The 13,754-nt window shown below is 54.1% G+C and carries 11 protein-coding genes and 1 tRNA gene; 7 read left to right on the forward strand and 5 right to left on the reverse strand.

Annotation, left to right across the window (positions count from 1 at the left end):
- The first annotated feature begins 617 nt into the window (after nt 1-617).
- From AC812_RS02800 to AC812_RS02820, 5 genes are all read left to right on the forward strand, one after another.
- Nucleotides 618-1,130, forward strand: a complete 513-nt coding sequence (locus AC812_RS02800; protein WP_061914387.1) for a reverse transcriptase family protein — start codon at nt 618-620, stop codon at nt 1,128-1,130.
- Nucleotides 1,118-2,392: a group II intron reverse transcriptase gene (locus AC812_RS02805; RefSeq protein ID WP_236839287.1), complete on the forward strand. Its 1,275-nt coding sequence runs from the start codon at nt 1,118-1,120 to the stop codon at nt 2,390-2,392. Before AC812_RS02800 ends, AC812_RS02805 begins: the two co-directional genes overlap by 13 nt.
- A gap of 355 nt (nt 2,393-2,747) precedes the next feature.
- The gene (locus tag AC812_RS02810; protein WP_061914390.1) at nt 2,748-4,076 is read left to right on the forward strand and encodes a C-terminal helicase domain-containing protein; all 1,329 of its coding nucleotides are present in this window, start codon (nt 2,748-2,750) and stop codon (nt 4,074-4,076) included.
- Nucleotides 4,077-4,204: 128 nt separating this feature from the next.
- Nucleotides 4,205-4,423, forward strand: a complete 219-nt coding sequence (locus tag AC812_RS02815; protein ID WP_061914392.1) for a hypothetical protein — start codon at nt 4,205-4,207, stop codon at nt 4,421-4,423.
- A 108-nt stretch (nt 4,424-4,531) separates the two neighbouring features.
- Entirely contained in the window at nt 4,532-6,193 is a 1,662-nt protein-coding gene (locus AC812_RS02820) for a recombinase family protein (RefSeq protein WP_062158775.1), read from the forward strand.
- Between the two features lie 164 nt (nt 6,194-6,357).
- Here AC812_RS02820 and AC812_RS02825 read toward each other — a convergent pair.
- From AC812_RS02825 to AC812_RS02840, 4 genes are all read right to left on the reverse strand, one after another.
- Nucleotides 6,358-6,445 (reverse strand) — tRNA-Ser (locus AC812_RS02825).
- Between the two features lie 60 nt (nt 6,446-6,505).
- Nucleotides 6,506-7,945, reverse strand: a complete 1,440-nt coding sequence (locus tag AC812_RS02830) for a DUF389 domain-containing protein (RefSeq protein ID WP_061914396.1) — start codon at nt 7,943-7,945, stop codon at nt 6,506-6,508.
- Nucleotides 7,946-7,951: 6 nt separating this feature from the next.
- Nucleotides 7,952-9,346, reverse strand: a complete 1,395-nt coding sequence (locus tag AC812_RS02835) for an MBL fold metallo-hydrolase RNA specificity domain-containing protein (RefSeq protein WP_061914398.1) — start codon at nt 9,344-9,346, stop codon at nt 7,952-7,954.
- Between the two features lie 3 nt (nt 9,347-9,349).
- Nucleotides 9,350-10,486 carry a ribonuclease D gene (locus AC812_RS02840; protein ID WP_061914401.1) on the reverse strand — a complete coding sequence of 379 codons (1,137 nt, stop codon included), beginning with the start codon at nt 10,484-10,486 and terminating at the stop codon, nt 9,350-9,352.
- A gap of 163 nt (nt 10,487-10,649) precedes the next feature.
- Between AC812_RS02840 and AC812_RS02845 the strand changes: the two genes are divergently transcribed.
- Together AC812_RS02845 and AC812_RS02850 are read left to right on the forward strand one after the other, a co-directional pair.
- The gene (locus tag AC812_RS02845) at nt 10,650-11,327 is read left to right on the forward strand and encodes a response regulator transcription factor (RefSeq protein WP_061914403.1); all 678 of its coding nucleotides are present in this window, start codon (nt 10,650-10,652) and stop codon (nt 11,325-11,327) included.
- 3 nt (nt 11,328-11,330) lie between these two features.
- Nucleotides 11,331-12,692, forward strand: a complete 1,362-nt coding sequence (locus AC812_RS02850; RefSeq protein WP_061914405.1) for a sensor histidine kinase — start codon at nt 11,331-11,333, stop codon at nt 12,690-12,692.
- Nucleotides 12,693-12,760: 68 nt separating this feature from the next.
- Here AC812_RS02850 and AC812_RS02855 read toward each other — a convergent pair whose 3' ends face one another.
- A complete protein-coding gene (locus AC812_RS02855) occupies nt 12,761-13,537 on the reverse strand; it encodes a hypothetical protein (RefSeq protein WP_061914407.1) in 777 nt (258 codons plus the stop codon).
- Nucleotides 13,538-13,754 lie beyond the last annotated feature (217 nt).

Consider the following 13,754-nt stretch of genomic DNA (forward strand, 5'->3'; position numbering starts at 1 on the left):
CATAACCTGAGGCAGGCTGAGATGCCTGCTACCGGCTACCTCAACCGGTAAGAACAAGGTGACATGCGTCTGGCTAGAGCGAGCCAGGGGTATGAAGCTCACCTGGAATGTACCTGTGCGGGCAAATCACGTGCCCAAGAGGCAGGGCTAATCTCGATATCTTCCTATGGCAAGGAAAACGAATGCACGCAAGCATCGTGACATTCAACACCCCGCTAAACGTGATTGGGGGTGATAGGAACAGCGGAGGGGCTATTCGTTCCCCATCCGACGGCAGCGATCAGCTGCTGGTCTGGCTCTACAGAGGTACAAGAACCAGAATGACCTCGGTGTATAGTGCATGCCTAAGGGAAGGGTGCAAAGACAGGTTATGTGGAACACAGGAACTTCCTTGCTTCACCCCGAAACGTACGGGGTTGGACAGCTGCCGTTGATGTGAGAAGGGAAGGGCGGAGCCGCCGTAGTAGTCGCCGGGAGAATAGACAGGGTCAAAAGCCCTGCCCTACGACCCGGTCACGGAGAACGGGAAAGCCGTTCACAGGGCGAAGGGCGGCAGTCACGACTTGCACGGAATGGGTGTAGGCCTCTAATCCCACACGGAAAAGGAGGTGGTCGCCATGAACACGACACCGGAAGTAGAAAGGCTGGAAACGCCGAAAACTCAGCTGGAAAGCCTCTATCGATGGACAAAACGAACCCAAGAAGTGCTGGCACATCGAAGCCTGAAAGGGCTGACGTTCGACCGTTTGTACAACCTGATGCGCTCCAAACGCCTGACCACAGTTGCACTGGATCGGGTGTTGAAGAACGACGGGGCAAGAACGGCGGGCGTCGATGGCATTACGAAAGGAGACCTGAATACAGAAGAAAGCCGTGCTCAACTGGTGGATGAACTGAACCGGGAACTGTGCGCTAAAACGTACAGGCCCCGACCCGTTCGGAGAACGTATATCCCCAAAGCCAATGGCGAACAACGACCACTTGGTATTCCCACGATCAAAGATCGGGTGGTACAGGAAATGCTCCGGCTGATCCTGGAACCGATCTATGAGGCAGGTTCTATCCGCACAGCTACGGATTTAGACCCTTCCGGTCGACCCATCATGCTGCCCTGCGGATCAAAGACCTGATCGGGAAACGCCACTACAACATCGCCATCGAAGGGGACATCCGCAAATGCTTCGACCGCATCCATCACCTCAAGCTGCTCAAGATCCTGCGCAGAACTATCCGGGATGAGCGTATCATCCGGCTGGTCAAGGATCTGCTCAAAGCAGGGGTGATGGAAGATGGGGCCTGGCAGGTGACGGATGAAGGCACGCCACAAGGGGGGATCGTTTCCCCACTGCTGGCGAATATCTATCTGAACGAGTTGGATTGGTTTATCCACGCCAAATGGGGCGGGTTCAGTGAAGCAGAGAGGCAGCGCTTGCTCCGCCGGGGCGCATTCCGAAGTTTCATCGTTCGTTACGCCGACGATTTCGTCGTCATGGTGAAGGGAACGATGGAGCAGGCTATGCAGCTAAAAGCGGAGATCGCCGATTTTGTGGGAACTGAACTCCATTTAGAGTTGTCAGAGGCCAAAACGTTGATCACGCCAGTGGAACAGGGGATTGACTTCCTTGGCTTCCGCATCCGCAAGTATCAACGGGTGACCCTGATCACACCCTCCCCAAAGGCGATGAGCCGGTTTCGAGAGAAGGCGAAGCAAAGAGTATGGGAAGGTTTCAGCACGCAGAACGATGCAGGTGCAATCGAGCATCTCAACAAGTACCTGGTCGGATGGGCAATGTACTATCGTCGGGTGAGCAGCAGCCGGGCATTCCGGCAAGCAGATCACTATGTCTGGTGGCGGGTGTTTCGCACCTCCCACCGGCTGCGCAACCCCAAGTTGACACCCGGACAGCATTACAAAGCCCACTACATCCCCTATCGCTACGACATCCGTCGAGTGAACCGGAGGCATCGCTGCAAGAACTACGGCTGCTGGGCGGACAAAGCCCATACCACCGCCTACATCGTGGTCACCCTGAATTTCTTTCCCATACGCTACGTGAGCTTTCATCCCCAGCTCAACCCGTATGTACCGGAAGAACGGACTATCCTGGAAGAGCGAGTAGAAGAATTGAACCTACCGCCCAACCTTGAGTCGCCCGGACCGATGGCGCAGTCGGAATATGGGCCAGAATGGCGTACATTACGAAAGGCAGTATTGGAGCAATCCGGCTACCGCTGCTGGCAATGTGGCAAACCCATCCGGGGAAGGAAGGCGCACGTGCATCACTGTGCCCGGCTGAAAAGCTTCAAGAACCGTAGACAGGCTCATTTTCTAGAAAACCTTGTCGCCCTCTGTCCAGGCTGCCACCAGAAGGCAGAATGGCAGGGGCGATGAGAGTGCCTACAAATCTGTGCATATAGTCGTGTATGGAGAGCCGGATGCGCTGAAAGGTGCAAGTCCGGTTCGGAGAGGGGGGTGGGGAAACGTGCTCATCGAAAGGTGAGTAACGCGCTCTGCCCCTACTCTACACAAGTCGAAATCCAGCGATCGGGGTGTAGCCTTTCACCAGTTGGCCGAAGCGACGATGTACACACTAACCCTAACCGGCACCTACTTTGGCGGGCGGAGTACTTCAATCTTTTGGTTGCTGCACCGCCTGACGCCCAGCGTACGCTAGGATTTTGCCTTCCATGACGAGCTGCGCTGGGCTAACGCTTACGGACTGCTGGAAAGCGTTCGCAAGCGCAAGGTGGGTAGCGACCTAGCTGACGAGGATGGAACCTTCACTGGCAACCGGCGCTACCGCGAGCAGGCGCACGAGATCCCGGGCGTCAGCCCGGCGATCATCACCCGCCTGCTGCATAACTCGATCTTCCTCAATCTGAAAGACCTGGGGGTCGAGCTGCCACCCTACTCGGAGGAGGTGGTAGAACTGGAGATGGAAGATGCTCAAGGCCGCCAGTATCAGGGGATGGAAAGCATCCTGCGCCACATGGCGCGCCGCGATTCGCGTTACCTCTCCCTGTGGCTGCAGTGGGCGTTAGCCCGTCCGAACTCAGCTTTCCGAGATGAAGTGGTGATGCTCAATCACGCCGCTGTCCCGGCTTACCAGTTCACCGCCCTGGCGAAAGAACTGCTGGACTCCACTGGAGACAGCGAAATGCACCATCAAGCTGCCCAAGTTCTGCTGGAAGCAGCCCGTACAGCGCAATCTGCGGCTGGAAAACGTGAGAAGGAAGTGATCGTCCAGAGCCCGCTGATGCAGCTGCCGGCTGTGCTGCAGGGGCAGTTGATCGAGAGCAACCTGTTGCCCAAGGAACGCTGGCTGGCCAGTTTCTGCCTGTCCGAGAAAGCCCAACGCAGGCGCGTGCTGGTCTATATCCGCCAGACAGGAACCAGAGACATTCAGGAGCGCATCGAAACCGTGTTGGAAAACGCCGGACTGCGGGTGATCACCCTGTACAGCAGCGTGGATCCCCGCAAGCGCGAGGCCTGGATTGACAGGCACGCTGATGTGGATGTGCTGATCACCAATCCCCGCCTGGTGGCTACCGGCCTGGATTTGGTGAATTTCGCCTCGGTGGTGTTTGCCGAGGTCGAATACTCGCTCTACGTGTTGTGGCAGGCTCTGCGCAGAGTCTGGCGTCTAGGGCAGACCAAGCCGGTGAAGGCTGTCTTATCCGTCTACCGGGGCACGATGGAAGCTCAGGCGCTGGCCCTGATGGGGCGCAAGATGCGCGCTGCACAACTTCTGTATGGGGATAATGTTGGCGGCGCGATTGTACCCGTAGAAGATGGAGATTTTATCACCGAGCTTGCTCGCGAAGTTCTCCGAGGAGCTCAGCTAGAGGATCTGCAATCGCTGTTTGCGGATGAGATGCAAATGTCCAACTCGCCCATGGGCTGCCCGACCGAGACCAGCCCAATACTGGTTCCGGTCCAACCTAGGACCTGGGACGAATGGCTCAGATCGCGAGACCTTATGAATAGGATACTAGTTTCAAGGCGATCTGGTAGACGGTCAAGCCCAGAAGCGCCAGGTCAATTGTCTATTTGGAACACTATGAAGGAGAAATAGTATCGAAGACCACCTATCACAATTCCAACGCTCCGGTTTTGGCAGCCAGTCTGCCAGAACCGGAGTTTTCTTTTACCCCCTAAGGCGCACAAGAGACATTCAATCCATTTATAGCAAGAGGTGCAATTATGGCAGACCAGAGTGTAAGTCAAAACTTTGCTAAAAATCCTGACCCACAAGAAAAACCGTCTTCTGGAGATGATATAACCCCTTCCCAGGAGCAGCTATGCCCCCAGCTGGAGGCATCCTTACCAGACAAGCTCCCTCAAAGCCTGATCGAATGGCTGGCGCGCATCAACCGCCGTTACCTGGCGCTCAACCAGGAAAAGACGAACGACACCAGCTAATGATCAATCTGGCTGCTCCTGGAATGGAGGTGTGCTGTGAAACAACCCGAGTAGTTTTCTCACCTGGTCTTCAACTCATTACTACTTCGAACGAAAGGATATAACAAGATGAACCGATACAAGCAAAGAGAAGACTCTTCCCCAATCCCTGGAGCAGCTTATATCCGCTTCTCATCTGAGATGCAAAGCGACTCCTTCAGCCTGGACGCCCAGCTGCGCCAGATCAAGGAACAGGCTGAGCGCGATGGCGTCGAGATCGTCAAGGTGTTCGCCGACCCAGCCCAATCGGCTTACCGCAAGAAATACCGCCCAGGGATCAATGCCATGCGCGAAGCTGCCCGGCGTGGCGAATTCAAGGTGCTGTACGTCCACAAAGTGGATCGCCTGGCGCGCCGTTTGGAATGGTCGTTGGAGATCGTCCACGAGCTGCAGGAGCTGGATATCATTTTCAAGGCCGTCCAGCAGCCCTTTGACCTTGGTACGCCGGAGGGTAAGCTCCTGTTTCACCTGGTCAGCTCGCTGGGCGAGTTTTACAGCGATAATTTATCCAAAGAGACCAACAAGGGCAAGTTGGAGCGTTCGCTGCAAGGCTATCACAATGGCGCCGTCCCTTGGGGTTACATCAGTGTGTTGCAGGGCAACCGCAAGGTAGGCGTTCCCGACCCGGAGAAGGCTCCGGTTGTGGTCGCAATGTTTGAACGCTATGCTACTGGCCAATACTCTGACATGCAGATCGCTGCCTGGTTGAACGAACAAGGATATCTCACTGCAAAGAATCGTATGTTCAACAAGGACTCGGTGCGGGATATGCTCTGCAATCCCTACTATGTGGGCAAGATCCGTTACCGTGGCATGACCGTCCGTCCTAAAGGAGTCAGTTATCGCTCCACGCCGCCCAAGGTCTCTGATGGCCAGCACGAACCAATCATCACCCAGGAATTGTGGGATCGCTGCCAGGCGCTGCGTGCCAGTCGGCGTGTTGTACCCAAACCTGGACAGAAGGCGGCCAGGATTCACCTGCTGCAAAGCCTGGCGGTCTGTGCGCACTGTGGTCGACGGCTTCGTGTCCAGACACCGAAGAATTACCCCACCTACTACCGGGAGGATTCGCACCTGCGTGGTTACTACGACTGCCCGTACTCAGGTCAAAGCATTCACGCTGACAAGCTGGATGAACAGGTTGCGGATTTAATACAGTCGCTGAAGCTCACTCCAACCTGGGAAGAAGATGTGCGGAAACTACTCCATGATGAGCAGGACAGGTCCGATCCGGAGAGCGAGCGCAAGGAGATCCGCAGTATGTTGCGACTGATGCGCGACAACTACGAGCGGGGCCTGTACGAAGGTGAAGAATACCAGTATTGGCAGAAGGTCAACAGCTTGAAGGAAAAGCTCGACTTGCTCACGCGCATTCCTGAATTAGCGATTGAACGGGCTGCCCTCACCTTGTTAAACTTACATGATAGCTGGGAATGGGCTACCCGCGAAGAGCGCAAGATGCTGGTGCGGACTATGATCCAGGAAGTTGGTTGCGATGTGGGCACAAAGCGCATCATGTGGGTCAAAGTCAATCCAGACTACGAGATTCTCTTCCGGCTGATGGATAGACTGCGCCCCGACGCCGAGCGACGCTACTGGATCCGAGAACAAGGTGCAGAAGGGAATATTGTTGACATAGGGGAAGAGATGAGACAGAAGGTAACGGAAGTCAAAATCGCCTTCCCGGTGTCCCACAATACCTTGACAAGTGTCGAGGAGTACGTACAATGAAGGATGACCGCTTAATAGTTGAGATCGCCCAGCGGACACTGAGCGATCTCGGGCGTGAAGATCACGCCAAAGCGTAAAACCTCGTTCTTTCACATCCGTTTTTCAACAGATCGAGAGCCGGTAGGCGGCGAAATCTGCCGATTTCGCTCGGACTTTACGCTCAGCGGAGAGGGTGGGATTCGAACCCACGGTGGAGGAAGCCTCCACAACGGTTTTCGAGACCGCCCCAATCGGCCGCTCTGGCACCTCTCCGGGGTGCTGGTATTATAGCAGAATTACCAAAATTTTTGTAAGGTCTGTGAGGAAAGCCGTTCAGGGACTTGGACTGGGCGAGGGGGTGAGTGTGCGCAGATACACTTCGGGTATCCAGCCGATCCGGTTTTCACTATCCCGTACTTGAACCCACACCAGACCCTGATACAGTTGGGTTTGATAGAGACGATAAATGGGTTTGCCTGCCTCGATGTAACCGATCACTGGACCGCCGGGCTGCTGGTAGATGCGTAAGGGGGGAATTGTAACCGGCCCGACCAGCACACTCTGGGGCAGATTTGTAGCAGTGGGCGTCATTGTCGGGGTCGCGGTTGGTGTGATTGTCGGGGTCGCGGTTGGGGATGCAGTGGGTGTAAAAGTTGAGGTGGGAGTTGGGGACGGCCCAAGGGTTATCGTGGCTGTGGGTGTTCGGGTGGGGGTGGAGGTTGGCGGCAGGAGAGGGTCTAAACGTTCTGCAAAAACCTGATTAACTTTTAGCGAAACCGGCTGGTTTAATTCTTTCACCAGGGATTCTTGCAGAAATACTACCTGATCATAACGAAGCAAGCGGTTCGTCCGAATAGTCAAAACAACTTCTAAACCTTCCGGGTTGCGTTGAATACTCATGCTGTCCAATTCACTGCCGTTCAAACGGGTAACTTGATCCACAATCACTTCGCGAATCATGCGATTGTCATTGGCATCTTTGAAAAATTGAAAACTGTAATAAGTGAGTGGAATTAATAAAAGAGTCATCAGCCCGGCGGAAAGGAAAAGGCTTTGTGGCAGGCGTTTTTCTTTGCGAATACGCCGCGAACCGAAGCCGCGCAAAAAGAAAACCAACCCTGCTGCAAATGCGATGGTGACCGCATTGGTGATGAAAAGCAAAGTAGCCCCACCAGCCACATCCATGTCGTTGAAGGCCAGGCCAATTCCAATAGTACAAAGAGGCGGCATAAGAGCGGTAGCAATCGCCACCCCCGGTAAAGCAGCCGAAAGATTTTCCCGGGTAAGTGCATAAGCAGCGGCAAAACCACCTGCCAGGGCAATCATCAAGTCAATGGGTGAGGGATGTGTCCGGTTAATGACTTCTTGTGGTAATTGTTGAAGATATAAAATGGGCAGGTTAATATTGACAATAGTGAGGATAAAAGAAAGCAGGACGGATAGAAAGGCACCCCGCAACAGGGCACTGATTGCCGAACTGAGCATACGACTGTCCCCAATGACCGATGCCAGTCCGATGGTAAGGATGGGTGACATCAGCGGAGCAACCAGCATTGCACCGATGATCACTGCCGGCGAATTGGTCAGCAGGCCAAGCGTAGCAATGCTGGTTGAAAGTACGACCAGCAGGAAAAAGTCGAAACCGGGTGACGAAAGTGGGGTTAGTTCGGTAATGATTTCTTCCCGCTCTGCCGCGGTGAGGGGGCGGGCGCCTTTCCAAAACGCACGCAGTATTTTCTCTGTGAAAGAAGATCTTTTTTCCGATTGACTCATCTTTTGTTACAGATCAAAAAAACTGCCTTTGGCGGGGTAGCGGATATCGCGGAAACCGATTTCTTTTAATTTTTCGGTCAATGCGCCGGCAGCATTTGGCTCGCCATGAACGAGAAACAGCTTTTGAATGGAAGATTGGCTGGCCTGTGCATATCTTACCAGCATGTCCTGTCCGGCATGAGCAGAAAATCCGCCAATGGTGACCACCTCAGCGCGGCGGTCACATAATTCACCAAAAATCCGCACCACGGGCTCACGCTCCGCCAGCCGGCGGCCCAGTGTATTGGGAGCCTGCCAGGAAACAATCAGGATGGTGTTGCGCGGATTTTGCAAATTGTTCCGCAGGTGGTGCAGAATGCGCCCGCTTTCTGCCATGCCGGAAGCCGAAATGATGATCATCGGTTCATGGCGTTCGTTGAGGGCTTTGGATTCCTCCACGGATTGAATGTACTTCAGCTGCGGGAAGGTCAGGGCGGGGTGAGTACCGTTGCGGACAAATTCCTGGGTTTCGGCATCGAATAAATCGGCGTGTTCCTGAAACACGCGCGTGGCATTGACTGCCAGGGGACTATCCACGTAGACCGGCAGCGGTTCGATTTCACCCTGGCTGACCATGCGGTTCAGACAGTAAACCAATTCCTGAGTCCGACCGACTGCAAAAGCCGGGATGATGATTTTGCCCCGGCGTGCAACCGTGCGGCGAATGGTATCCCGCAATTCAACGTAGGCTTCTTCTGGGTCGCGGTGAGGTTTGTCCCCATAGGTGCATTCCATGATGAGCAGGTCGGCTTTTTCCGGCAAAACAGGATCGCGCATCAATGGCAGCCGTTCTCTACCAATATCTCCCGAAAACCACAACCGGATTTTGCGCCCTTTTTCTTCAATGTCCAGCACAACCGCTGCCGAACCGAGGATGTGGCCGGCATCCACAAACTGCGCCTGCACACCGCGAATTGGCTCAAAAGGCCGGCCGTAAGGAATACCGTCGAAGTGAGCAGCCACCTGTACGGCATCTTCCTGGGTATAGAGCGGTTCTATGGGCGGTTCGCCGCGTTTGGCGCGTTTGCGGTTGACGAATTGTGCATCTGCTTCCTGAATATGACCGGAATCCTGTAACATGATGTCGGCCAGATCGGCGGTGGCAGGGGTTGCGTAGATCCTGCCTTCATAACCCTGCTTGATCAGGTTGGGCAGGTTGCCGCTGTGGTCAATATGCGCATGGGAGAGGATGACCGCATCCAGCGAATCGGGTTCAAATGGAAAATGCAGGTTGGTTTGATAGGTGTCTTTTCGATGCCCCTGGAATAAACCGCATTCCAGTAGCAGACGGTCGCCGTTCACTTCCAAAAGAAACTGAGAGCCGGTGACCGTTTGAGCAGCGCCGTTGAAGTGAATGCGCATGGTTTACTCCCTTTTTTGAAGAATCTTCCAGATCTGGTGGCCGAATTTTTCCCGCCGCCACGGAAACTCTTTCAAGAGGGTATCCAGATCCGTGAGGCAAGCCGGTGGAGAAAACGCAATTTTTTCCAAAATGCTGCGAGGCAAGATGACATCCGACTCGACCCCCATCTGGCGGGCGGTTTTCTTGCGCCACTCTTTGAGAACTTCCAACCGTTCCATAACATCCTCGTCGGGGCGGTGATTGGAATTGCGCGGTGGAGGCGCTGTGTGTAATCCACTGCGAATGGCATGAACTACACCGGTTGCATGGCGTCTCCATTGAACGGGGGAGAGCAGGTGCAGATGATACAAATCTTCCGTGGTTTGCGGGGCAGTTTCGGCAAGGTGAATCAACACCTCATTGGGGAGCACTTTAAACGGCGGGAGATTGGCGAGCCGGGCCTGCTGATCGCGGTACTCAATCAACGCCTGTAAAATGGCGTGCTGCTGGGGAGTCAGGTCTTTGCCGCCGCTGACCTTCCAGGCATTCAATGGCTGTGGTTCGGGGTTGGGAGCCGTGTTTTGGGCAAGATATTCAAAATCTTCCTGTGCCAGTGGCATCAATCCCTTGCGTTTCAGCTCTTCGGCCAGCCGGTTGCGCAGCGGGATGAGATAATGGGTGTCCAATCGAGCATATGAAAGCATTGCCGGGGAAAGAGGTCTTTCTCCCCAATTGGCACGCTGGTAGCGTTTTTCCAGTTTAACCCCAAATTCCTCTTCCAGCACATCCCCCAAACCAATTTTCTTCCTGCCCAGGATGCGGGCTGCCTGCATCGTATCAAAGATGTGGTGGAATTCAAAGTGAAAATCTCGTTTGAGGCAAATCAAATCGTACTCGGCAGCATGGAAAATTTTTTCGATGCGATGACTGGCAAACAGCGGGGCCAGCGCAGAAAGATCTGTAAGGGCTAAGGGATCAACCAGATAATCGAGCGTGTTGGTCGAAAACTGGATCAGGCAAACCTGTTCGCGGTAGGCAAACAGACTGTTTGATTCGGTATCTACGGCAACCTGTTCGCAATTCAACAGGTCGTCTACCATTTTGGTGAGATTTTGGGGCGTGTCCACCCAGATGGGTGGCGCTATTGGGTTTTCAGTCATATTGTGGATTATAGCCGATTTTGGTTTTCTCAAAAAAGGTGGGCTTAATTTCGAGTAAAAATGGCGGCTTTAGATTAAAATTTCTTCAATGATGCCCCAGCAGAGGGGCGTTTGGAAGAACCTGTGGATGATTTATTTTCGATTTCAACCATGAGGAGGGGCTATGAAAGAGCGAATTTTGATCATTGAAGATGACGAAGCCATTGTGCGTGTGCTGCGACGGAGTTTGGCCTACGAAGGCTATACGGTAGACGCTGCTTTTGATGGCGAAACAGGCCTGGCTCTGGCACGGGATGCTCACCCCGACCTGGTAATTTTGGATTGGATGCTGCCCGGCATGGACGGTTTGGAGGTCTGTCAGCGGCTGCGAGCCGGCGGGAATGTGCCGATTCTGATGCTGACTGCCAAAGATACGGTCAGTGACCGAGTGCAAGGTTTGGATGCCGGCGCGGATGATTACATGGTCAAGCCCTTCCAATTGGAAGAATTACTGGCACGTGTGCGCGCCCTATTGCGCCGTACCCAGCCGGAGCGGGTACCCGTTTTGAATTTTGCTGATCTTGTGCTGGATACTTCTACCCGACAGGCGATGCGCAAGGGTCGAACCATTTCCCTGACCGCCAAGGAATATGATTTGCTTGAGCTGTTCATGCGTCATCCCCGGCAGGTGCTTACCCGCGAGATGATCTTTGATCGGGTCTGGGGCTATGATTTCGGCGGTGAAAGTAATGTGCTGGATGTTTACATTCGTTATCTGCGCCAAAAATTGGAGAGCGAGGGGGAAAGCCGCCTGATTCACACCGTGCGTGGTGTGGGCTATGTCCTGCGCGAAGACGAATAAGGAATGTCCCTGCGGCTGCGCCTTTCAATTACGTACAGTGCGCTGGTTGGCGTAGTCCTGTTGTTATTTGGTTTTCTGGTGTTTTCAATTGTCAGTCAGGTGCTGCTGGAGCAGATTGACAGCCGTCTGGGTCAGTCTGCAAACCAGATCATCGAACGGCTGCGAGTCAGCGCTAACAATCAGTTCGATATTCGCCAGTTGTCTGCTTACCAGCCTACTGAAAATCTGATCTTCCAGGTTTGGGATACCGACCGCCGCTTGCAGTTCAGCCGCCCGGTTGGTCTTACCGATCCGTTGGATGATGCTGGCGTACGATTAGGGCAGGTTTTTTACAGTTCACAAACCATTAATGGCGTGCGGGTCAGGGTGCTTTCGGTGCCGCTGCGTACCAATCGCGGCCCGGTGGGTTATTTACAGGTGGGATTAAGTCTTGCTTTGGTTGAAATTACTCAAAATACCCTGGCATCGGTGTTGATTGCCCTGACGATTACTCTGATGGCGGCAGTACTGGTGACAACCTGGGCCTTAACCGGAGAAGCCCTGGCGCAGTTGGAAACGGTCACACAGGTTGCCACTCAAATTACCCAGGCAGACGATCTTTCCAGACGGATACCGGTGGCGCCAACTGCCCAGGATGAGGTCAGCCGATTGATTCGAGCCTTCAACCAGACTCTCGAAAGGCTGGAAAAGTTGTTCGACACGCAGCGCAGATTTCTGGCGGATGTCAGCCATGAATTGCGCACGCCACTAACTGTCATCAAGGGTGAAGTAGGGTTGATGCGACTGACGAATGAATTGGACGAGGAATCGCTGCGCAATATTGAGAAGGAAGTTGACCGGCTCACTCGATTGGTGGGGGATTTATTGCTGCTGGCACAGGCTGAATCCGGTCAGTTGCCGCTCGATTTGAAGCCGGTGGAACTGGATACAATTTTACTGGAAGTGTTGCAGCAAATGCAGATTCTGGCCAGCGGAAAGGTCAACCTGCGTTTGGAAGAAATTGATCAGGTGATGGTCAGGGGGGATCGCGACCGGCTCAAACAGGTGATTCTCAATCTGGTGGCTAACGCCATCAATTACACACCGGCAGGCGGCGAAGTTCGTTTATCCCTGAGTAGGCAGGGTGGGCAGAGCTGTCTGATGGTGGAAGATACCGGTCCGGGCATTCCGCCGGAAGACCTTCCCCATATCTTTGATCGTTTTTACCGGGGTGATCCATCCCGGAAACGCACCGAGAACAGCGGATTTGGTCTGGGGTTGTCCATTGCCAAATGGATTGTTGATCATCATGGCGGCCAAATTGAAGTGGAATCGCAGGTGGGGAAGGGTACCCGATTTACCGTGTGGCTGCCGCTGGCTGATTAATCAAAAAAAGGGCAGGAGGACGGCGGAGGAGGAACGTCCGGGCCTGCCCCTTGGGGGGTAATTTCTGCTCACAACTTGAGCGTGGTGGGAGTTGAACCGGAATTCTGGGATGAACCCGGCGTCCGCAGGGATGAGCGGGCCTGCATGTTGTGATAGGTTGGTTCGGGGCGAGAAGCAAGCCCATCACTACCCAGACCGGGGCGAGGTACGACCGTGCGGCGCGGGCTGAGGTTGGCGCCGGTCAAACCCGCCGAAGAAGCGGTTGCAGTGGGTATCGTGGCAGGGCGGCTGGTGCGGGAAGCTGTCCCGCTGTACACCGGACGGTTTGAACCGGTGGAAAAGATGCGTTCGCCGGCAATCGAGAGCGAGCCGATAATCAAGATGCGAATCACCCAGACCATCAGGGCGACGAACACGGGGACGATGTTCATCAGCGTTTCCTGATCAATGACGGCGGTGCTGGAAACCGTGTGACTGGCGATTGCCATTGAGACTCCCCACCATGTGAGGACAGCATTCATGGTTGCGGCCAGCAGCCATGCGCCGAGCAGATACCAGACCTCCTTCGGTTCATCGCGGCCCTGTTCGGGGGTGAACAGGCGGGCAATGCCGGCAAAGTCAATCCCACAGAAGGCGATGGAGAGAATGGTTGCCCAGCGGATACCGGCAAAGCGCAGGTCTCCGAGCAAGTCACGCAGCGCGTAGTCGGTGGTGGAGTAGTTGAAAATCTCGAAGGCGATCAGTGCCGAAAAAATAATCAATCCGAAGAGCAGTCCGGGCCGTAACCGAACGCCGGAAAACAATTTCGACAGCGACCAATTGTTAGGGGAAGATGAGAGATTCATTTTTGCTTTTCTCCTTGAACTATTTTTGGGGAAATTACAGGTTTTTTAGATAATAGAACAATTTTTCTATTTTGTCAATAGGCAATCTAGGAGATTGTTGAAAAACAAACAACTGGGATTGACGAAAAGGGGAAAACCTTAATACAATCGAACCAAACCACTTTGGAGATCAGCGGGATGGAAAAGCAGCGTTTCGAAGAAACCGGCAAAGGATCAT

This window comes from Bellilinea caldifistulae, from assembly GCF_001306055.1.
Taxonomy (GTDB): Bacteria; Chloroflexota; Anaerolineae; order Anaerolineales; family Anaerolineaceae; genus Bellilinea; species Bellilinea caldifistulae.